This window comes from Azospirillum sp. SYSU D00513, from assembly GCF_017356015.1.
Lineage (GTDB): Bacteria > Pseudomonadota > Alphaproteobacteria > Azospirillales > Azospirillaceae > Azospirillum.
Window position 1 is genome coordinate 1 of the sequence record NZ_JAFIQV010000067.1, and the last position, 19,255, is coordinate 19,255.

At 68.0% G+C, this 19,255-nt stretch carries 16 protein-coding genes and 1 tRNA gene; 11 read left to right on the top strand and 6 right to left on the bottom strand.

Annotation, left to right across the window (positions count from 1 at the left end):
• Window positions 1-11 precede the first annotated feature (11 nt).
• Window positions 12-88: transfer RNA gene (locus JUB11_RS30010), tRNA-Arg, on the top strand.
• A 123-nt stretch (window positions 89-211) separates the two neighbouring features.
• Here the strand turns inward: JUB11_RS30010 and JUB11_RS30015 are convergent.
• Both JUB11_RS30015 and JUB11_RS30020 read right to left on the bottom strand, forming a co-directional pair.
• The gene (locus JUB11_RS30015; protein WP_207462480.1) at window positions 212-805 is read right to left on the bottom strand and encodes a DUF4142 domain-containing protein; all 594 of its coding nucleotides are present in this window, start codon (window positions 803-805) and stop codon (window positions 212-214) included.
• Window positions 806-881: 76 nt separating this feature from the next.
• Window positions 882-1,655: an SDR family oxidoreductase gene (locus JUB11_RS30020; protein WP_247887429.1), complete on the bottom strand. Its 774-nt coding sequence runs from the start codon at window positions 1,653-1,655 to the stop codon at window positions 882-884.
• A 212-nt stretch (window positions 1,656-1,867) separates the two neighbouring features.
• Between JUB11_RS30020 and JUB11_RS30025 the strand changes: the two genes are divergently transcribed.
• Window positions 1,868-3,451, top strand: coding sequence for a gamma-glutamyltransferase family protein (locus JUB11_RS30025; protein WP_207462481.1), 1,584 nt, complete (start codon window positions 1,868-1,870; stop codon window positions 3,449-3,451).
• 11 nt (window positions 3,452-3,462) lie between these two features.
• Complete coding sequence (locus JUB11_RS30030; protein ID WP_247887430.1) at window positions 3,463-3,900, top strand: DUF411 domain-containing protein; 438 nt, start codon at window positions 3,463-3,465, stop codon at window positions 3,898-3,900.
• A gap of 85 nt (window positions 3,901-3,985) precedes the next feature.
• Here JUB11_RS30030 and JUB11_RS30035 read toward each other — a convergent pair whose 3' ends face one another.
• A complete protein-coding gene (locus JUB11_RS30035) occupies window positions 3,986-5,998 on the bottom strand; it encodes a methyl-accepting chemotaxis protein (protein ID WP_207462482.1) in 2,013 nt (670 codons plus the stop codon).
• 447 nt (window positions 5,999-6,445) lie between these two features.
• On the opposite strand from JUB11_RS30035, the gene JUB11_RS30040 reads away from it, so the two are divergent.
• The 4 genes from JUB11_RS30040 to JUB11_RS30055 all read left to right on the top strand — a co-directional run bounded on the left by JUB11_RS30040 (window position 6,446) and on the right by JUB11_RS30055 (window position 11,245).
• Window positions 6,446-6,784, top strand: a complete 339-nt coding sequence (locus JUB11_RS30040; protein ID WP_207462483.1) for a hypothetical protein — start codon at window positions 6,446-6,448, stop codon at window positions 6,782-6,784.
• Between the two features lie 160 nt (window positions 6,785-6,944).
• Complete coding sequence (locus JUB11_RS30045; protein WP_207462484.1) at window positions 6,945-7,118, top strand: hypothetical protein; 174 nt, start codon at window positions 6,945-6,947, stop codon at window positions 7,116-7,118.
• Between the two features lie 487 nt (window positions 7,119-7,605).
• A complete protein-coding gene (gene aceA / locus JUB11_RS30050; RefSeq protein WP_207462485.1) occupies window positions 7,606-8,886 on the top strand; it encodes an isocitrate lyase in 1,281 nt (426 codons plus the stop codon).
• 187 nt (window positions 8,887-9,073) lie between these two features.
• The gene (locus JUB11_RS30055) at window positions 9,074-11,245 is read left to right on the top strand and encodes a malate synthase G (RefSeq protein WP_207462486.1); all 2,172 of its coding nucleotides are present in this window, start codon (window positions 9,074-9,076) and stop codon (window positions 11,243-11,245) included.
• Between the two features lie 402 nt (window positions 11,246-11,647).
• On the opposite strand, the gene JUB11_RS30060 is transcribed toward JUB11_RS30055, so the two are convergent.
• Together JUB11_RS30060 and JUB11_RS30065 are read right to left on the bottom strand one after the other, a co-directional pair.
• Window positions 11,648-12,097, bottom strand: coding sequence for a DNA polymerase III subunit chi (locus tag JUB11_RS30060; RefSeq protein ID WP_207462487.1), 450 nt, complete (start codon window positions 12,095-12,097; stop codon window positions 11,648-11,650).
• An 81-nt stretch (window positions 12,098-12,178) separates the two neighbouring features.
• Window positions 12,179-13,675, bottom strand: coding sequence for a leucyl aminopeptidase (locus JUB11_RS30065; protein ID WP_207462488.1), 1,497 nt, complete (start codon window positions 13,673-13,675; stop codon window positions 12,179-12,181).
• A 252-nt stretch (window positions 13,676-13,927) separates the two neighbouring features.
• Here JUB11_RS30065 and lptG point away from each other — a divergent pair, with 252 nt between their 5' ends.
• The 4 genes from lptG (at window position 13,928) to JUB11_RS30085 (ending at window position 18,525) form a co-directional block, all read left to right on the top strand.
• Window positions 13,928-15,022, top strand: a complete 1,095-nt coding sequence (lptG, locus tag JUB11_RS30070; RefSeq protein WP_207462489.1) for an LPS export ABC transporter permease LptG — start codon at window positions 13,928-13,930, stop codon at window positions 15,020-15,022.
• A 142-nt stretch (window positions 15,023-15,164) separates the two neighbouring features.
• Window positions 15,165-16,595, top strand: a complete 1,431-nt coding sequence (locus JUB11_RS30075; RefSeq protein WP_207462490.1) for a peptidylprolyl isomerase — start codon at window positions 15,165-15,167, stop codon at window positions 16,593-16,595.
• On the top strand, window positions 16,595-17,617 hold the full coding sequence (pdxA, locus tag JUB11_RS30080; protein ID WP_207462491.1) for a 4-hydroxythreonine-4-phosphate dehydrogenase PdxA: 1,023 nt from the start codon (window positions 16,595-16,597) through the stop codon (window positions 17,615-17,617). The genes JUB11_RS30075 and pdxA overlap by 1 nt, the downstream gene beginning before the upstream one ends.
• A gap of 95 nt (window positions 17,618-17,712) precedes the next feature.
• Window positions 17,713-18,525, top strand: a complete 813-nt coding sequence (locus JUB11_RS30085) for a hypothetical protein (RefSeq protein ID WP_207462492.1) — start codon at window positions 17,713-17,715, stop codon at window positions 18,523-18,525.
• A gap of 89 nt (window positions 18,526-18,614) precedes the next feature.
• Here the strand turns inward: JUB11_RS30085 and JUB11_RS30090 are convergent, their stop codons facing one another.
• The gene (locus JUB11_RS30090; RefSeq protein WP_207462493.1) at window positions 18,615-19,211 is read right to left on the bottom strand and encodes an NYN domain-containing protein; all 597 of its coding nucleotides are present in this window, start codon (window positions 19,209-19,211) and stop codon (window positions 18,615-18,617) included.
• Window positions 19,212-19,255: the final 44 nt, after the last annotated feature.

A 19,255-nucleotide genomic window follows, 5' to 3' on the forward strand; every position in this document is an offset into this window, starting at 1 on the left:
GACGGAACAGCGCACCCGTAGCTCAACTGGATAGAGCACTGGACTACGAATCCAGCGGTTAGGAGTTCGAATCTCTTCGGGTGCGCCATTTCTCAAAACGATGAAGCCCGGCCATCGCGCCGGGCTTCATCGTTTTTCGAATTCGGAAGTTCGAAATGAAAACGGCCCCCGGTGCAATGTGCGGGGGCCGTCGTCATGTCCGGTGCCGCCGTTACTGGCTTAGGCGCGCCATGTTGCTTCCAAGCGAGCGGATGTGGCGGGCGTGATCCTGGAGCGCCGGCAGCCATTTGGTGGCGAAGGCGCGGAGCTGCGGGTCGGTGCCGTTGCGCGACTGCGCGTCGAAGAGGGCGATGGACACCTCGTGGTCGGCGAGCTGCTGCTGGAGATACTGCCGGTCGAAGTTCGCCCCGCGAAGCTGCATCATCGCCTCCGACACGGCCTGACGGCCCGGATCGGGAGCGGTCGGCGGGGTGACGCCCTTCGCCTGGGCGAGCTGAGCCAGTTCCTGGTTGGCCCGCGTATGCTCGGTAACCATCCGCTGGCCGAGGTCGCGCACGGCCGAACTGGCCGCCTGCTGCTGGGCGAGCTTGCCGAGCGCGATCTCGCCCCAGCTTCCATAGGCAGCCTGAGCGATGAAAGACTGATCGGCCACCGTCATGGTGGAGGAGCTGCCCGAACCGGAACCGCCGGACTGCGAGGAGGAGGCCCCGGCCGAACCCATGGGCGGCGCGAAATCGACGCCGCTGCAGGCCGTGAGCGCGAGGGCGGACACCGCAGCCAGCGCGGCTGCGCGGAGAATGGACATGGCGATCTCCTGAAGATTGTTTTTACGGACCGTCCAACAGCGCAGGCACTCCGCTGTTGCGTTCGGTTCCCGCCGGTCAGGCCTGCGGCGGCTGCCCGTTGGAAGCGGAAAGGCCGCCGTCCACCGGCAGGTTCACGCCGTTGACGAAGCGCGCGTCCTCGCTCGCCAGAAAGGCGATGACACCGGCGATGTCCTCCGGCTCGGCCGCGCGCCCCAGCGGAATGCGCTCCCGGAATTTCGCGAGCAGCGCTTCGTCCTCCTTGATGTCCTCGGTCATGGCCGTGAAGGTCAGGCTGGGATTGACCGCGTTGACCCGCACGCCCTTCGGCCCGAGTTCCATGGCGAGGGAGCGGGTGAAGTTCGTGACGGCGCCCTTGGCGGCGTTGTAGACGCTCATGTTCCAGTCGCCGCCGAGACCGGAAACGGAGGAGGTGTTGACGATGCACCCCTTGGTTTTCAGCAGATGCGGCACCGCCGCCCGGCAGCCGTAGAAGACGCCATCGACGTCGGTCGCCATAACCTTGCGCCAGTCCTCGGTGCTGGTCTCGGTCAGCGGTCCGGTGGTCGCCACGCCGGCGTTGTTGACCAGCACGTCGAGCCGGCCGAAGCGGTCCACCGCCGCAGCCACCATCCGTTCCACGGCGGGCTGGTCGGACACGTCCACCGCGTGAACGAGCGTCCGATCCGGGTCCAGCCCGTCCGCGACGGCGCGCAGCTTGCTTTCCGTCCGGCCGGCCAGAATGACCGAGGCGCCTTCCGCCGCGAAGCGGCGTGCCGTCGCCGCCCCGATGCCCGAACCGGCCCCGGTGACGATCGCCACCGTGCCGATGAAACGCTGCATTCCCGCCATGATCATCCGCCTTCCGTTCCAATGCCTCGAATTGCGACCGCGCCGGTCGGAACCGTCGGCCCGGTGCGGAGGTTCCGTCCTTGGTCGAGGTGGTGACGCGGGGCATGGCGACTGCTGGCCTCTTCCGCTATTCTCCGCGCCGGCCGCCGTCCCGGACGCCCATGTCCGGAGCGGGGGCGGCCAGGACAACCTTCGCCCGAGAGTTTCGACGGATGCTTCAGACGCCACGCAGCCTGCGCGGAATGGTCACCTCGCCCCACCACCTCGCCAGCGAGGCAGGACTGCGCGTCCTGCGCGACGGAGGGAACGCGGTGGAGGCGGCCGTCGCGGTCGCCGCGACGCTTGCCGTCGTCTATCCCCACATGACCGGCATCGGGGGCGACGGTTTCTGGCTGATCGCGGCACCCGGTGGCGATCCGGTCGCGGTTGACGGGTGCGGCGCCACCGCCGCAGCCGCGAAGGCCGACCTCTACCAGGGACACAAGGCCATCCCCTGGCGCGGGCCGCTGGCGGCGAACACCGTGGCGGGCACCCTGTCCGGCTGGCAGGCCGCGCTCGAGGTGGCGTCTTCCTGGGGCAAGCCGCTGCCGCTGGCGCGCCTGCTGGAGGATGCGATCCACTATGCGGAGCAGGGCTTTGCCGTCACGCAGAGCCAGTCCGACCTGACGGTTGCCAAGCTGCCGGAATTGGGCGGAGTCAGCGGCTTCGCCGACCATTTTCTTCCCGGCGGCAAGGCGCCGGAGGCGGGTGCGGTCATGCGGCTGCCGGCACTCGGCGCGACCTTGCGCCGCTTGGCCGAGCGGGGCATCGCCGACTTCTACCAGGGTGAACTGGCCCGGTCGGTCGCCGGCGATCTCACCAAGGCCGGATCGCCGGTCACGCTCGACGATCTCGCGCGGCATCGTGCGCAGGTCCGCGAGCCGCTCTCGGTTCCCCTGAGCGTCGGCCGGATCCACAATTTCCCGCCGCCGACGCAGGGCATCGCGTCCCTGCTGATCCTGGCACTGTTCGACCGGCTCGGCGTGACGGAGGCCGAAGGGTTCGACCATGTCCATGGGCTCGTCGAGGCGACCAAGCAGGCCTTCCTCGTCCGCGACAAGGTCGCCATCGACCCGGCCTTCTGCGACCTCGACCCGAAGGACTTCCTGACGGAGGAGGCGGTGGCCGGGCTGGCCGCGCGCATCGACCGCCGGCAGGCGCTGCCCTGGCCGGTGAAGCCGAGCGCCGGGGATACCACCTGGATGGGCGTCATCGACGGGGAGGGCCGGTCGGTCAGCCTGATCCAGAGCATCTTCTTCGAGTACGGCTCCGGCGTGGTGCTGCCGGACACGGGCATCACCTGGCAGAACCGGGGATCGAGCTTCTCGCTGGAGACCGGGGCGGTCAACCGGCTGGAGCCCGGCCGCAAGCCGTTCCACACGCTGAACCCGGCCATGGCCCGCTTCGACGACGGGCGGCTGATGGTCTATGGCACGATGGGCGGGGAGGGGCAGCCGCAGACGCAGGCCGCGGTCTTCTCGCGCTACGCCCTGTTCGGCCAGCCCTTGCAGCAGGCGGTGACCGCACCCCGCTGGCTCCTCGGTCGCACCTGGGGCGAGGAGAGCGTGACCCTCAAGCTGGAGTCGCGCTTCGACCCGGCGCTGATCCAGGCCCTGCGCGACGCCGGCCACGACGTCGAGGTGCTGGAAGACTTCACCGGGACCATGGGCCACGCCGGGGCCATCGTGCGCCATCCGAACGGCCTGCTGGAAGGGGCCACCGACCCACGGAGCGACGGCGCCGTCGCCGCCTTCTGATCAACTTTCCCATGAGGACCGACGCGATGCGCAGCTTCAAGACACTCGCCCTGGCCCTGGCGCTTACCACCCCGGCGGGCGCCTTCGCCGCGACGCTCCACAAGACGCCGGGATGCGGCTGCTGCGAGGACCACGCCGAGCATCTCCGCCAGAACGGCATCGCGGTGACGTCCGTCGAAAGCCCGGACCTCGACCGGCTGCGCGCGGCGCACGGCGTGCCTGAGGAATTGGTGGGCTGCCACATGCTGGAGATCGACGGCTATGTGGTCGAGGGGCACGTCTCCGCCCGGACGATCAAGCGCCTGCTGGCGGAGCGCCCGGCCGTGAAGGGGATCTCGATGCCCGGCATGCCGACCGGCTCCCCCGGCATGGGCGGCCCGAAGACCGAGCCTTTCGTCATCCATAGCTTCGGCGGTGCGGACGGGCAGGCGGTGTACGAAGTCGAATGAAGAAAGGGAGAGGGCGCCGAGGCTCCCTCTCCCTTTTTCTGGTACGCACCGGCCCTTTGCCGGACGGCGCTGGTGTGACGCCGTATCAAGCCGCGCGGACGTTGGCGATGAAGCTGCTCACCTCGGCGCGCAGCTTTTCAGCCTCGCGCGCCAGTTCGGCCGACGCGCCGAGCACCTGGGTGGCGGCGGAGCCGGTTTCGGCGGCGGCCTGGGTCACGCCGGTAATGTTGGTGGTGACCTCCTCGGTTCCGCGGGCGGCTTGGGCGACGTTGCCGGAGATCTCGCGGGTGGCGGCGTTCTGCTGCTCGATGGCCGAGGCGATGCCGGTCGCGATCTCGCTCATTTCCGAGATGATCTTGCCGATGTGCTCGATGGCGCCCTGGGCGCCGCCGGTCGCACCCTGGATCTCCTTGACCTTGGCCTGGATCTCGTCGGTCGCGCGGGCAGTCTGGCTGGCGAGCGTCTTGACCTCGCTGGCGACGACGGCGAAGCCCTTGCCGGCCTCGCCCGCGCGCGCCGCCTCGATGGTGGCGTTCAACGCCAAGAGGTTCGTCTGACCGGCGATGCTGTTGATCAGCTCGACCACCTCGCCGATCTGCTGGGCGGCGACGACAAGGCTCTTCATCGCGGTGTTGGTGCGGTCGGCTTCCTCCACCGCCTTGGCGGCGATGCTGGTCGAGGAGGCGACCTGGCGGCCGATCTCCTGGATGGAGGCCGCCAGTTCCTCGGTCGCCGCGGCCACGGTGTTCACATTGGCGGCCGCCTCCTCCGACGCCGCCGCGACGGCGGTGGCCTGGGCGCTGGCCTGCGTCGCGGTTGAGGACATGGCGGTGGCGGCACCCTGCATTTCGGTGGCGGCCGAGGCGACCGTTTCCACGATACCCTGGACGCCGCTCTCGAACTCGTCGGCGAGCTTCAGCATCGCGGCGCGCCGTTCCGCCGCGGCGCGGCTCTCGGCCTCACGCGCCTCGTCCTCCATGCAGCGGCTGCGGAGCATGTTGTCCCGGAAGACCTGGACGGCCTTGGCCATGCGGCCAATCTCGTCCTTGCGTCCGGTGGCGGGGATCTCGACCGAGCAGTCGCCGTCGGCGAGTCGGCTCATGGCGCCGGTCATGCGCGCCACGGGACCTGCGGTGCCGCGGGCGATCAGCCAGGCCATGAGCAGGCCGACGGCCAGGGCCACGGCGGACACCAGTCCGCCCAGGCTCTTGGACGAGGAAACCGTGGCGGACGCCTTCTGCGCCAGCCGTTCCTGCTGCGACGTGGCGCCCGCACGGATCAGGTCGATCAGTTCGGCGACGCGGTGGCCGGTGCGGTTCAGGACCTCCTCGGTGATGGTCCGCTGCTCATCGCCGAGGCGGGCGATCTCCTCGATGCCCGCCGCGTAGGCCGGGAGGTTGCGCGCGACCGTCGCGAGGTTTTCGCGGGCCGTGGGGTCGGTGAGGCGGTTCGGGAGGGTGGCGACCAGCGTGGACAGGCCGGCGAGGTCGTTGCGGATGCGCGCCAGGTCCTCCGCCTTCTGCTCGGCGACGTAGCGCGCCACCAGGACGCGGACGAGCAGGAAGGATTCGCTGGCGCCCGCGGCCTCGACCGTTCCGTCGATGTTGCCGCTGCTCTTTTCCGCGAGGATGGATTCGCTCAGCAGGCGGCGGGTGTCGGCGCCGAGCGTGTTGACGATGTCGGAGATCAGCTCCTGCTTCTTCTCCTGGGCGGAAACGAGCCGCGCGAAGCCGCTCGTCAGCTTCTCCTCCAGAGCGATGACCTCGGCCGCGCGCTGCCGGGTTTCCTCCAGCGTCGAGCGGCGGGTGGCATCGGCGATGGCGGCGCGGAAGGCCACCATTTCCTTCTGGAAGGTCTCGGTGGCCTCCTTGGAGCCGGTGGCCGTGAATTCCCGGGCGGCGGTGAATGCGTCGGACAACTCGCTGTCGGCCTGGGTCGCCAGGAGCGCGATGCGGGCCTGCGCGGAATAGCGCCCGAGCGACGCCTCGCCGCTGTCCAAGCTTGACCAGGACAGGACGCCCAGGATGCCCAGTAAGGTCAGGGGCACGGCGAAGCCCGTGTAGATCTTCGTGGCAATCCCCAGATCCTGCACCCGCATGTCCTGAACTCCCCCTTTTTAAGTGGCACCGCATTTGGTCGAACGAATACCAAATACCTGATTTAGAGCATCAGGATCGATACCAAAGTTTAAACAAAACCTTTATCAGTTCGACAAACTGACCGGTTTTTAGTTGTATGCACTTTGTCTTAATACACCCGCCATTGTCAGACCGGTAGCGCGAAAATGCCGCTTGGACCCGCTGTGGTGGCAACGGCACCACCCTGATCCGTGCTGCCAAGACCTGGCCGGAGGGGCGAACCCACCGCGTCGGCCGTGTTCCTCTCAAAGGCGAAGCTCCGGTGGGGAAGATAGGACAAAAGCATCATCGAGATCATCGTCTGAAACGTTTTGCCGGGGAGAGTGTTTGAACTTCTGTCATTGACGGTGCATGGCGCCCGGGGCGCCCTGTTTATTGTGCACTGCACTCACACCGGAGAAGCGTCGATGAAGAAGATTATCCCTATTGTTGGTGCGGCACTTCTGGCGGCTGCTTCGTTCGGCTCCGCCGTCTCCGCGCAGACCAGCGGAAACGGGCAAAGCCAGGGGCAGCAGATGAACAGCACCGGCGACCTGCCGCAGGGCAGCCTCGCCAACAAGCGCGACGGCGCCATCGGCCAGGAGCCGCGCGCCGTCCAGCAGGACAGCGGCGACAACGACCAGGCCGAAGCCGGGACCAACGGCAAGCTGCCGGAAGGCTCTCTGATCGAGAAGCGGCAGGAGAACAAGGTGATCGGCGACAAACCCGAGGCCGTGATCCAGGGCGACGGGAAGAACAAGCAGTAACACCCCAGCAGGGCCGCCGGACGGGTGACGTCCGGCCTTTCGTGAAGCAGCCGTTGGGCGGCCATGCGCCTCCCGGCGGCTGCTTTCGCGTGCGCGGACGCGGGGACTGGTCCATATGGTTCCGCAGAAACCCGCCACGCAGACGGAAGGACGAAAGACGATGCAGCAACAGACGTTCCGGTGGATCAAGGTCGAGGGAAACTGGGAGCCCGCGCGTGAACTCGCCGATGGCTCCTTCATGCCGATCGGCGACATCGTGCCGCTGGCGCCGCGCGACGTGAAGGTCGGGCCGGTGATCGAGCCACCGCCGAAGATCCCCAGCAAGGACAAGTGACCGGATCGCGAACGAGAAAGAGCCGGCCCCCGTGAAGGTGGCCGGCTCTTTCCATTTCCGGGCCTTTTCCAAGGTCCCTTTCCTTTTCCAGCGTCCGTTCCCGCGAACGGGGACGGATCAGGCGCGGCGTGACCGCCGGAACATCTGCCAGAGGCTGCGGAGCAGCATGATGTTGCGCAAGGCCTTAAGCATGGATTCCCTCCTTCGGTCGGGTGATGACCTTATCAACCGCCGAAACCGGAAAGGGTTGCGGCACGCCCGCGGCACCCCGGCGGGATAGTCCCGAACGGGTTCGGCATATTTACAAGATTTTCAGATTTACAGTACAGTTGAAATAAGGCGTTACAGCGCGACCCTTTTGCATTCAAGGACTTATTGCGCTGCACTGTGTTGGGTGTAACCTTTTATTCAGACGCTCGTTGCAAAGAGCGGGGCGACCGAATGATCCCGCCGGGCGGCAACCAAGACTGGAAAGAGGACACCAATCATGTCGACGCTGGACGAAAAGACGAAGGTCGCCATCCATGCCAAGCGCTGGGAGGGCATTCAGCGCACCTACGGCCCGGAGGAGGTGAGGCGCCTCAGCGGCTCGGTCCGGATCGAGCACACGCTGGCCGAGATGGGCGCCCGGCGCCTGTGGGAGCTGCTGAACACGGAGCCCTTCGTCCCGACGCTGGGCGCGCTCACCGGCAACCAGGCCATGCAGGCGGTGAAAGCCGGGCTGAAGGCCATCTACCTGTCGGGCTGGCAGGTCGCGGGCGACGCCAACCTCGCCGGCCAGATGTACCCGGACCAGAGCCTCTATCCGGCCAACTCCGTCCCGGCCATCGTCGAGCGCATCAACAACACCTTCAAGCGCTGCGACGAGATCGACACGGCCGAGGGGCGCAGCGACACCTACTGGTTCGCGCCGATCATCGCCGACGCCGAGGCCGGCTTCGGCGGCCCGCTGAACGCCTTCGAGCTGATGAAGGCGATGATCAAGGCGGGTGCCGGCGGCGTCCATTTCGAGGACCAGCTGGCGTCCGAGAAGAAGTGCGGCCATCTCGGCGGCAAGGTCCTGCTGCCCACCAAGCAGTTCATCCGCACGCTGAACGCCGCCCGTCTTGCCGCCGACGTCTGCGGCACCTCGACCGTGCTGTTCGCCCGCACCGACGCGGAGAGCGCGCAGCTCATTACCTCGGACATCGACGAGCGCGACCATCCCTTCATCGACTTCGAGCAGGGCCGCACGCCGGAGGGTTTCTACCGCCTGAAGAAGGGCATGGGCGTCGAGCATTGCATCGCCCGCGGCCTCGCCTACGCTCCTTTCGCGGATTCCCTGTGGTGGGAGACCTCCAAGCCGAACCTGGAGGAGGCGCGCCGCTTCGCCGAGGCGATCCACAAGGAGTTCCCGGGCAAGCAGCTCGCCTACAACTGCTCGCCCTCCTTCAACTGGAAGGCCAACCTGGACGAGGCGACCATCGCCAACTTTCAGCGCGAGCTGGGGGCCATGGGCTACAAATACCAGTTCGTCACGCTGGCCGGCTTCCACTCCTTGAACTACTCGGCCTTCATGCTGGCCAAGGGCTACGCCGAGCGCGGCATGGCCGCCTATTCCGAGCTTCAGAAGGCGGAGTTCGAGGCGGAGAGCATGGGCTACACCGCCACAAAGCACCAGCGCGAGGTCGGCACCGGCTATTTCGACGCCGTGTCGCTCGCCGTGTCGGGCGGCCAGTCCTCCACCACCGCCTACAAGGACTCCACCGAAGCCGACCAGTTCCATTGATCGTGGCGCGCGGCGGCCGGGAGCGATCCCGGCTGCCGCGGCTGCGAACACCATTTTGCCTGCGTTGTCGCGCCAAAGGAGATTGTCTATGTTGCAGAGCATCAAAGCGTCGAGCCTGCGGGAGGAGCTTCCCCCGGTTTGGGACCGGCAGGCGGAGCGGCGCGGTCAAAATGGGGTAAGCACCGAGATGAGTGAGCGGATCCAAACCGACGGCCTAAAGGTCGCCGCGGAACTCCACCGGTTCATCGAGACCGAGGCGCTTCCGGGCACCGGCGTGACGCCGCAGGCCTTCTGGGCCGCGATGGACGCCATCCTGCACGAGCTGGCGCCGCGAAACCGCGCGCTGCTGGAGCGCCGGGACGAGCTGCAGGCGCGGATCGATGGCTGGTACCGCGAACGGCGCGGCCAGCCGATCGACCAGGGCGCCTACAAGGCCTTCCTGACGGAGATCGGCTATCTCCAGCCGGAGGGGCCGGACTTCACCGTCGGAACGGAGAATGTGGACGCGGAGATCGCGACGCTCGCCGGCCCGCAGCTCGTCGTTCCCGTGACCAACGCGCGCTATGCGCTGAACGCCGCCAACGCGCGCTGGGGCAGCCTCTACGACGCGCTCTACGGCACCGACGCCATTTCCGAGGATGAGGGCGCCACGCGCGCCGGCGGCTACAACCCCAAGCGTGGCGCCAAGGTCATCGCCTTCGCGCGCGACGCGCTGGACGCAGCGGCACCGCTGGCCGAGGGCTCGCACCGCGATTCCACCGGCTACGCCGTCGTGGGCGGCCGGCTGCGCGTGACGCTGGCCGGCGGCCGCGTGACGGGGCTGGCCTCGCCCGAGGCCTTCGCCGGCTACCGCGGCGACGCCGCGAACCCGACCTCCCTGCTGCTGGTCAACAACGGCCTGCATCTGGAGATCGTCATCGACCGCGCCCACCCTATCGGCAAGGACGATCCGGCCGGGGTCGCCGACCTGCTGGTCGAGGCGGCGCTGACGACCATCATGGATTGCGAGGACTCCGTCTCCACCGTGGACGCGGCGGACAAGGTCCTGGCCTACCGCAATTGGCTCGGGCTGATGCGCGGCGACCTGACGGCCTCCTTCGCCAAGGGCGGCGGCACGGTGGAGCGCAGCCTCAACCCCGACCGCACCTACACCGCGCCGGACGGCGGCAGCCTGACCCTGCACGGCCGCAGCCTGATGCTGGTGCGCAACGTCGGCCATCTGACGACCATCGGTGCGGTGCTGCTGAAGGACGGCAGCGAGGCGCCGGAGGGCATGCTGGACGCGCTGATCACCTCGCTGATCGCGATTCACGACCTGAAGGGTGCCGGTTCCTTCCGCAACAGCCGCACCGGCTCCGTCTACATCGTGAAGCCGAAGATGCACGGCCCCGACGAGGTCGCCTTCACGGACGAGCTGTTCGGCCGGGTCGAGGAGGCGCTGGGCCTGCCGCGCTTCACCCTGAAGGTCGGCATCATGGACGAGGAGCGCCGCACCACGGTGAACCTGAAGGAGTGCATCCGCGCCGCCAAGGAGCGGGTGGTCTTCATCAACACCGGCTTCCTCGACCGCACGGGCGACGAGATCCACACGGCCATGGAGGCCGGCCCGATGATCCGCAAGGCGGAGATGAAGGCCACCCCCTGGATCAAGGCCTACGAGGACTGGAACGTGGACATCGGGCTGGCCTGCGGCCTGAAGGGACGGGCGCAGATCGGCAAGGGCATGTGGGCCATGCCCGACCTGATGGCCGACATGCTGGCGACCAAGATCGCGCATCCCCGGGCCGGCGCCAACACCGCCTGGGTGCCGTCGCCGACCGCCGCCACGCTGCACGCGCTGCACTACCACAAGGTGGATGTCGCCGCCCGCCAGGAGGAGCTGAAGAGCCGCCCGCGCGCCAGCCTGGACGACATCCTGACCATCCCGCTGGCCGACCGCGTCAACTGGTCGCCGGAGGAGATCCAGCAGGAGCTGGACAACAACGCCCAGGGAATCCTCGGCTATGTGGTGCGCTGGATCGACCAGGGCGTCGGCTGCTCCAAGGTGCCGGACATCAACAACATCGGGCTGATGGAGGACCGCGCCACGCTGCGCATCTCCAGCCAGCACATGGCGAACTGGCTGCTGCACGGAGTCTGCACCGAGGCGCAGGTGATGGAGACCATGAAGCGGATGGCCGCCGTCGTGGACGGGCAGAACGCCGGCGACCCGAACTACCGCCCGATGGCGGCGGATTTCGACGGCAGCATCGCCTTCAAGGCGGCCTGCGACCTGGTCTTCAAGGGGCGCGTGCAGCCCAACGGCTACACCGAGCCGGTCCTGCACAGCCGCCGCCTGGAGGTGAAGGCGGCCCGCTGACACCCGTATGCCCCGGCCCTCTCCGGATGGGGAAGGGCCGGGGCGGCTGGTGCAGTAGAGCCTTGAATTCAAAAGAACCTTTCCGTTTCGCCCGGAAAAGCGGCAGAAAGTGGCGTGGACGCCGCGACTTTTGCCAAGGTGGGAGGTTTACAGCTGCTGAGTGCCTTCGGTGAAGGCGCTCCTTACCGAGCGTTTCCTCCCAACCAAACTTGCCGCGTTCCGGCCGACCGGGCGCGGCATTTCCTTATCCGGGGTGTGATGCCGGGTTCGGAAAATTCCGCCCCCCGAACCCGGTATAGGGCCGCCACTGCGGCCCCGCGCCCCATGGCGCGGAAGTCCTGACCACAGGCCAGGACTTCATGAAAATCGCACGAGAAGGGGGAGAGGGACGGGCGTCCGCGCTCAGCTCCGCTTGTCCCAGCCGCCGCGCTCGTTCTGCTGCCAGTAGGTGAGGTCGAAGCCGGCGGCCTTGCAGCTCTTCCAGCGGTCGCGCGCGGCGGTGACGGCGTCGGGGTCGTTGCCGTCGAAAAGGTCGCAGATCAGGTCGAAGCGGTCCATGTGGTCGCTGAAGGACCCGTCCACGGTGACCAGAACGGTGGCGCCGTTGGGGTTTTCGTCCTCGGTGGTGAGCCAGACCGGCTGCTGCTCGGCGAAGCCGTCGCGCGCGGCGCCGTGCGGCAGGAAGCTGCCGGCATCAAAAGTCCAGAGATGCTGGTTGAGCGTGTCCACCCGCTCCGGCGAACCGGCCAGCACGACCGCCCGCCATCCGCGCTCCAGCACCTTCTCCAGGATCTTCGGCAGCGCCTGTTCGAGCGTGCGCCGCTGGAGATGATAGAAACGGACCTCGGTCATGAGGGAGCCTCGGTTGGAGCGTCCGCCGTCCGTTCCGGGACGCCCTTCCATGTTTGGGAAGGACACCCCGGACGTTTGGCATCAGCCCTCGTGGTTGTCGGCCACGAAGCGGTCGAGGAGGCGGACGCCGAAGGCGGTGCCGCCCTTGGGCACCGTCGCCGTGTCCTTCTTGGACCAGGCGACGCCGGCGATGTCCAGATGCGCCCAGGGCACGTCGCGCACGAAGCGCTTCAGGAACTGGGCGGCGGTGATGCTGCCGCCGTCGCGGCCGCCCACGTTCTTCATGTCGGCCGCGTCGCTGTTGATCTGCTTGTCGTAGCCGTCGCCGAGCGGCATGCGCCAGACCGGCTCGCCCACCTTGCGGCCGGCGGCGGTCAGCGCGTCGGACAGGGCGTCGTCGTTGGCGAAGAGGCCGGCATGCTCATGGCCGAGCGCCACGATGATGGCACCCGTGAGCGTGGCGAGATCGACCATCAGCCGCGGCTTGTAGGTATCCTCCGTGTACCAGAGGATGTCGCACAGGACGAGGCGTCCCTCGGCGTCGGTGTTGATGACCTCGATCGTCTGGCCGGACAGCGAGGTGACGATGTCGCCCGGACGCTGGGCCGTGCCAGAGGGCATGTTCTCGACCAGCCCGACCACCCCGACCACGTTGGCCTTCGCCTTGCGGGCGGCCAGCGCGTGCATCAGGCCGATGACCACGCCGGCGCCGCCCATGTCCCACTTCATGTCCTCCATGCCGGCGGCCGGCTTGATGGAGATGCCGCCGGTGTCGAAAGTGACACCCTTGCCGATGAAGGCGACCGGGCGGCGGTCCTCGGCGTTGGGGTTGCCGTCGTAGCGCATGACGACGACGCGGGCCTCGCGCGCGCTGCCCTGGGCTACGCCGAGCAGGGCGCCCATGCCGATCTTGCGGAGCCTCTTGGCGTCCATGATCTCGACCTGGACGCCGACCGACTCAAGCTCCCGGCAGCGCTCGGCGAGGCTTTCCGGATAGAGGATGTTGGCCGGCTCCGACACGAGGTCGCGCGTCAGGAAGACGCCCTCGGCGATCCCCTGCAGGGACTGGTAGGCGGCTTCGGCGGCCTTGGGCTCGGCGGTCAGCAGAGTGACCTTGCGCAGCGACGGCTTGGCGTCCTTCTTCTCCGTCGTCCGGTACTTGTCGAACCGGTAGGAGCGCAGGTTGGCGCCGAAGGCGATTTCCGCCGCGGCCCGGGCCGGCTCGAAGGAGGCGCCGGGCAGGGATTCGACGAGGACGGAGACTTCGGTCTCGCCCGACTTTTCCAGCACGGACACAAGCGCGCCGCCGGCGGCCTGGAGCGACAGCTCGCTGACTTCCTCCGGCTTGCCGAGCCCGACCAGCAGGATGCGGTCGAGGTCCAGCCCGCCGGGGGCCAGCACGGCCAGCGTCTCCTCCTTCTTGCCGGTGAAGCGGCTCGCCTTCATGGCGCGGGTGAGCATGCCGCCGGTCTTCTGATCGAGATCCTGGCCGGCCGCACCCAGGGTGCGCTCGGTGACGACGGGGACGACGACGGTGCCGGACTTGGGCAGCGCCGCTTTCGCGAAGGCGAACTTCATCGGCTCCTCGGGGCTCCTATCGGCTGGCCGGCGGTGCCCGGGGGAGGGGCGCCGCGCGGAGAACGCGGGGAATGCGCAAATGCAGGGGGACGGACGGACATCCGCCCCTCCTTGCGATAAAGCCCGTCGCGGGCCGGCTGTCAAGGCGCGGCCCGGTTGTCCGGCGCGGCAAATGCGGCTACATAGCCTGAGGTTGCGCCGGGCCGGGTCCGGACCTCGCCTAACGCCGAAAGGGCCCTGGAGGCCGACGCCATGAATTCCTCCGCCACGCTGTCCCGCTACATCGGGCGGCAGTTCGTTCTCTGGTTCTGCCTGCTGCTGCTCATCCTGCTGTCGATCATCCTGCTGCTCGACACGGTCGAACTGCTGCGCCGCGCGGGCAGCAAACCGGGTGCCACCGTCGGGGTCGTGCTGCAGATGGCGGTGCTGAAGCTGCCGGAGATCGGCCAGCAGATCTTTCCCTTCGTGATCCTGTTCAGCGCCATGTACACATTCTGGCGGCTGACGCGCAGCTCCGAGCTGGTCGTGGCGCGCGCCGTCGGCATCTCCGCCTGGCAGTTCCTGACGCCTGTGCTGATCGCGGCGGCGATGATCGGAGTCGTCAAGGTGACGCTGATCAACCCGGCCGGATCCATCTTCATCGCCAAGTACGAGCAGATGGAGGACCGCTACCTGCGCCTGCGCAACAGCAGCCTGGACGTCGCACGCTCGGGATTGTGGCTGCGCCAGAAGCAGGGCGAGCGGCAGTTCTTCATTCATGCCGAACGGGTCGATCCGGTGAACCTCAACCTGTCGGACGTGATCGTGTTCGAGTTCCAGGGCGACCAGGAGTATGTCAGCCGCGTGGACGCGCCCCACGCCCAGCTGAAGGAACGACGCTGGGAACTGATCGACGCGGTGGTGCACCAGAACCGCAAGGAGCCGGAACGGCGGCCGCGCCACGTCATCCCCACCGAGCTGAACATGGCGACCATCGAGGAGAGCTTCGCGGCACCGGAGACGATTTCCTTCTGGCAGCTCCCGGCCTTCATCGAGACACTGGAGGCCGCCGGCTTCCCGGCGACCCGGCACCGGCTGCACTACCAGTCGCTCCTGTCCCAGCCGGTCCTGTTCTGCGCGATGGTGCTGTTCGCCGCCGCCTTCTCGCTGCGGCTGCCGCGCCGGGGCGGCGCGCTCAACATGGTCACGGGGGGCGTGGTGACGGGTTTCGTGATGTTCGTCATGAACGACGTCATCCGAACCTTCGGCACGTCGGAAACCATTCCCGTGCTGATGGCGGCCTGGATTCCCGCGGGCGTCAGCCTCCTGCTGGGCATCACCGCGCTGCTGCATCTGGAGGACGGCTGAGGGAAAGGGCGGCGGCCGGGGTGTTCCTGCGCGGCGATTCTACTCCCTTGGCCATAAAACCGTCCCAATAACGGGCTAGGATTCCGTTTACACGGGCTTGGTCGAGCCGTATTAAACGGCAGTCATCTCTGGAGCTTGCATCATGTCGCGTCTGCGTGCCGTCCGGTCAGCCTTCACCGCCGCGACCGCCTGCCTCGTTCTGGCCACCGGGCCCGCCCTGGCCCAGACGGCGAAGCCTTCCGCCGGGGGTGCGCCCGCCATGCGCGCGGCCGGTGCCGAACGCATCGCCGCAGTCGTCAACGAGGACGTCGTGTCGGTGTCGGACGTGCACGCGCGCATCCGGCTGGCGCTGCTGAACAGCGGCGCCCCGGACAGCGAGGAGACGCGCAAGCGACTCATGCCGCAGGTGATCCGCCAGCTCGTGGACGAGAACCTGCAGCTTCAGGAGGCCAAGCGCCTCGGCGTCGTCGCCCCGCAAAAGGAGGTGGACGAGTCGATCCTGCGCATCGCCGAGCAGAACAAGCTGACCCGCCCCCAGCTGGAGGCGATGCTGAAGAGCCAGAACATCCCCCTGTCCACCCTGCAGCAGCAGATCCGCGCGCTTGTGTCCTGGCAGCGGGTGATGCAGCGCCGGGTCCGGCAGGAGGTGACGATCAGCGATGACGAGATCGACTCCGTGATGGAGCGCATCAAGGCCAACATCGGCAAGCCGGAGTATCTGGTCGCGGAGATCTTCCTGGCCGTGGACAACCCCGACCAGGACGCCGAGGTCCGCCGGACCGCAGAACGCCTGCTGGAGGAGATCCGCCGCGGCGGCAACTTCCCGGCGCTTGCCCGCCAGTTCTCGCAGTCGGCCGGCGCCGCGGCGGGCGGTGACATGGGCTGGGTGCGCAGCGGCGAGCTGAACGAACAGCTCGACAAGGCGCTGGCCGGCATGGGGCCGGGGCAGCTGAGCGCGCCGGTCCGGACCGCCTCGGGCTATCACATCCTTCTGGTGCGCGCGCAGCGCGCCTTCGGCAGCACCGAACCCGCCGCCGTGATGATGCCGCCGCGTCCGCAGCCGCAGCCCAAGCCGGACATCGCCCGCGCCACCGTCAACCTGAAGCAGATCATTCTGCCCGCCAGTTCCAAGGACCAGCTCAAGCAGGTGCAGGCGCAGGCCGAAAAGCTGCGCAAGACCATCAAGGGCTGCGCCGACTTCGAGGCGAAGGCCCGGGAGACCGGCCTGCCGGAGGCGGGCGACATGGGCACGCTGAACGTGCGCGACCTGCCGCAGGGGCTCCAGCAGCTCGTCGTGAACATTCCCATCGGCGAGCCGAGCCCGGTGCTGAACGGCGGTGCCGGTTCGGTGATCCTGATGGTTTGCAAGCGCAACGTCCCGATGATCCAGCCGACCGCGGCCGAGATCGCCGCCGCCAACCCGCCGCCCCCGCCGCCGCCGCGTCCCGAGGACGTGAAGATGCCGCCGCGTGATGAGATCGAGCGTGACCTGATGAATGAGCGCGCCGACCTGCTGGCGCGCCGCTACCTGCGCGACCTGCGCCGCAGCGCCTTCATCGAAGTCCGCGCCTGATGACGGGCGGTGACGGGGTGCTGCCGCTCGCCGTCACCATGGGCGAGCCGGCGGGCATCGGCGGGGAGATCCTGCTGAAGGCCTGGGTGTCGCGCCGCGAGGCCGGCCTGCCGGTCTTCCTGGCGATCGACGATCCCGGCCGGCTCCAGGATCTGGCCGCCCGCATCGGGCTGGACGTGCCGGTCCGCGCGATAGGCTCGGCGGGGGAGGCGGCGGCCCTGTTCGGGAGGGCGCTGCCCGTGCTGCCGCTGGCGCTCGCGGCACCGGTGGAGCCTGGCAGGCCCGATCCGGCCAACGGCTCGGCCGTGATCGAGAGCATCGACCGCGCGGTGGCCCTGGTGCGGACCGGCGAGGCCTCCGCCGTCGTGACGAACCCGATCCAGAAATCGGCGCTCTACGCCGCCGGTTTCCGGCATCCCGGCCACACCGAATACCTCGCGCACCTCGCCGGCCTCTCGGAAGAGCCGGTGATGATGCTGGCGGCCGCGGACCTGCGGGTCGTGCCCGTGACCATCCATATCGCGCTGCGCGAGGTCGCCGACCGGCTGACCGTAGGCGCCATCGTCCATGCGGGGCGTGTCACGGCGGCCGGCATGCGGCGGGATTTCGGCATCGCCCAGCCCCGGCTGGCGGTCGCCGCCCTGAACCCTCATGCCGGCGAGAACGGCAGCATGGGGCGGGAGGAGATCGAGATCATCGGCCCGGCGGTCGCGGCGCTGCGCGCGGAGGGGATCGACGCAGCCGGCCCGAGCCCGTCCGACACGCTGTTCCACCCAGCCGCGCGCGCGCGATACGACGCCGTGCTCTGCATGTACCATGACCAGGCGCTGATCCCGCTGAAGACGGTGGAGTTCGAGACCGGCGTGAACGTCACGCTGGGGCTGCCCTTCGTCCGAACCTCGCCCGATCACGGCACGGCCTTGGACATCGCCGGCACCGGGAGGGCGAGCGCCTCCAGCCTCATTGCGGCCATGACCACAGCAGCGGACATGGCACACGCACGGCTCTCCCCTGAAGGGTGATTTGTCACGGGTCCTTCTACTTTCCGGCTTGAACGCATCCTGATTACCCGCGCATTCTCCCCTGAGGAATGGCATATGCCCTTAGGGAGAATGGCGTGGACAAGGCGCAGGCGATCGAACTTCAACAGCTTCTGAACAAGGTCGGTGGGCTCCTGACCACCGACGGCGCGATCGGCCCGGCGACGGTCCAGGCCATCCATGACGCCTATGCTCTAGCCGGGCTGCCGGTGTCGGACCAGGCCAGCGACGAGCTGATCGCCTGGCTGCGGCAGCAGCCCGACCCCTCGCCGGTGCTGCCGACGGAGGGCGTCGTTTTCATCGCCCAACAGGAGGTCAGCAGCCGGGCCTATTACGACAAGTTCGAGGCATCGCCCTGCTGGCCCGGCGGGGCGAGCGGCATCACCATTGGCGTCGGCTACGACCTGCATTTCCAGGCGGACTTCGAGACCTGCTGGGCGCCGCAGCTGGATGCGGCCACTGCGGCGGCGTTGCGCCCCTGGATCGGCAAGCAGGGCAGTCAGGAGGGAGCGGACACGCTCAAGCCCTACAAGATTCCCTTCTTCGCCGCATGGAAGGCCTTCACCGCCACGACGCTGCCGGCCGAGGTCAAGGCGACGGAAGGTGCTTACGGCGACATCACCACCTTGCCGCCGCTGTGCCGCGCCGCGCTGGTCAGCCTCGTCTACAACCGCGGCCCGTCGCTCGGCCCCGATCCCTCGCGCACGGAAATGCACACCATCCTGACGCTGATTCAGGCGGGGAAGCTGGACGAGGTTCCGGCCCAGTTCCTGTCCATGCAGCGGCTGTGGCCTGCAACCTCTGGCCTTCACCAGCGGCGCGCGGCAGAAGCCGCCCTGTGGCAGAAGGGGCTGCAATCGGCGGACGCTCCCGCCCCGGCGATGGCCTGACGGACGCCTGAAAAGGCTCCGGCCCGCCCGCCGGATGGCGGAGCGGGCCGGAGCCTGCGCTTCGAACTCTGCCGAGCCTGCGGATCGCGTCAGAGTTCGAAGGGGTCGTTCGGGTTGCCCTGGTGCGGCTCGCTCGGACCGCCGACCGGGTCACGGTGGTGGTGGATGCGCGCGATGAAGGGCGCAAGGTCCTGCAGCTCGATGAAGTTGTCGGCCTGCCGGCGCAGCTCGTCGGCGACCATCGGCGGCTGCGACTTCACGGTGCTCACGACGCTGACGCGCACGCCCCGGCGCTGCACCGCCTCGACGAGCCGGCGGAAGTCGCCGTCGCCGGAAAAGAGCAGGATGTGATCGACATGCTCGGCCATCTCCATCACGTCGATGGCCAACTCGATGTCCATGTTGCCCTTGATCTTGCGCCGGCCCGATGCGTCGGTGAATTCCTTCGTCGGCTTGGTCACCATCGTGTAGCCGTTGTAGTCGAGCCAGTCGACGAGCGGCCGGATCGGTGAATATTCCTGATCCTCGACCAGAGCCGTGTAATAGAACGCGCGCATCAGCCGGCCTTCGACGGCGAAGCCGTCGCGCAGCCTCTTGTAATCGATATCGAAACCCAGCGACCGCGCGGCGGCGTATAAATTCGCGCCGTCGATGAACAGGGCAAGCCGCTCTTCCTTGTAGAACAACTTGCTGACGTCCTTAGGTAAAGTTGCGTTGCGATCCAATGGGG

What these genes read in the sequence shown, in the direction of transcription:
- JUB11_RS30015 (WP_207462480.1), bottom strand. Translation starts at nt 805, where the DNA reads ATGTCCATTCTCCGCGCAGCCGCGCTGGCTGCGGTGTCCGCCCTCGCG.
- JUB11_RS30020 (WP_247887429.1), bottom strand. Translation starts at nt 1,655, where the DNA reads ATGGCGGGAATGCAGCGTTTCATCGGCACGGTGGCGATCGTCACCGGG.
- JUB11_RS30025 (WP_207462481.1), top strand. Translation starts at nt 1,868, where the DNA reads ATGCTTCAGACGCCACGCAGCCTGCGCGGAATGGTCACCTCGCCCCAC.
- JUB11_RS30030 (WP_247887430.1), top strand. Translation starts at nt 3,463, where the DNA reads ATGAGGACCGACGCGATGCGCAGCTTCAAGACACTCGCCCTGGCCCTG.
- JUB11_RS30035 (WP_207462482.1), bottom strand. Translation starts at nt 5,998, where the DNA reads ATGCGGGTGCAGGATCTGGGGATTGCCACGAAGATCTACACGGGCTTC.
- JUB11_RS30040 (WP_207462483.1), top strand. Translation starts at nt 6,446, where the DNA reads ATGAAGAAGATTATCCCTATTGTTGGTGCGGCACTTCTGGCGGCTGCT.
- JUB11_RS30045 (WP_207462484.1), top strand. Translation starts at nt 6,945, where the DNA reads ATGCAGCAACAGACGTTCCGGTGGATCAAGGTCGAGGGAAACTGGGAG.
- aceA (WP_207462485.1), top strand. Translation starts at nt 7,606, where the DNA reads ATGTCGACGCTGGACGAAAAGACGAAGGTCGCCATCCATGCCAAGCGC.
- JUB11_RS30055 (WP_207462486.1), top strand. Translation starts at nt 9,074, where the DNA reads ATGAGTGAGCGGATCCAAACCGACGGCCTAAAGGTCGCCGCGGAACTC.
- JUB11_RS30060 (WP_207462487.1), bottom strand. Translation starts at nt 12,097, where the DNA reads ATGACCGAGGTCCGTTTCTATCATCTCCAGCGGCGCACGCTCGAACAG.
- JUB11_RS30065 (WP_207462488.1), bottom strand. Translation starts at nt 13,675, where the DNA reads ATGAAGTTCGCCTTCGCGAAAGCGGCGCTGCCCAAGTCCGGCACCGTC.
- lptG (WP_207462489.1), top strand. Translation starts at nt 13,928, where the DNA reads ATGAATTCCTCCGCCACGCTGTCCCGCTACATCGGGCGGCAGTTCGTT.
- JUB11_RS30075 (WP_207462490.1), top strand. Translation starts at nt 15,165, where the DNA reads ATGTCGCGTCTGCGTGCCGTCCGGTCAGCCTTCACCGCCGCGACCGCC.
- pdxA (WP_207462491.1), top strand. Translation starts at nt 16,595, where the DNA reads ATGACGGGCGGTGACGGGGTGCTGCCGCTCGCCGTCACCATGGGCGAG.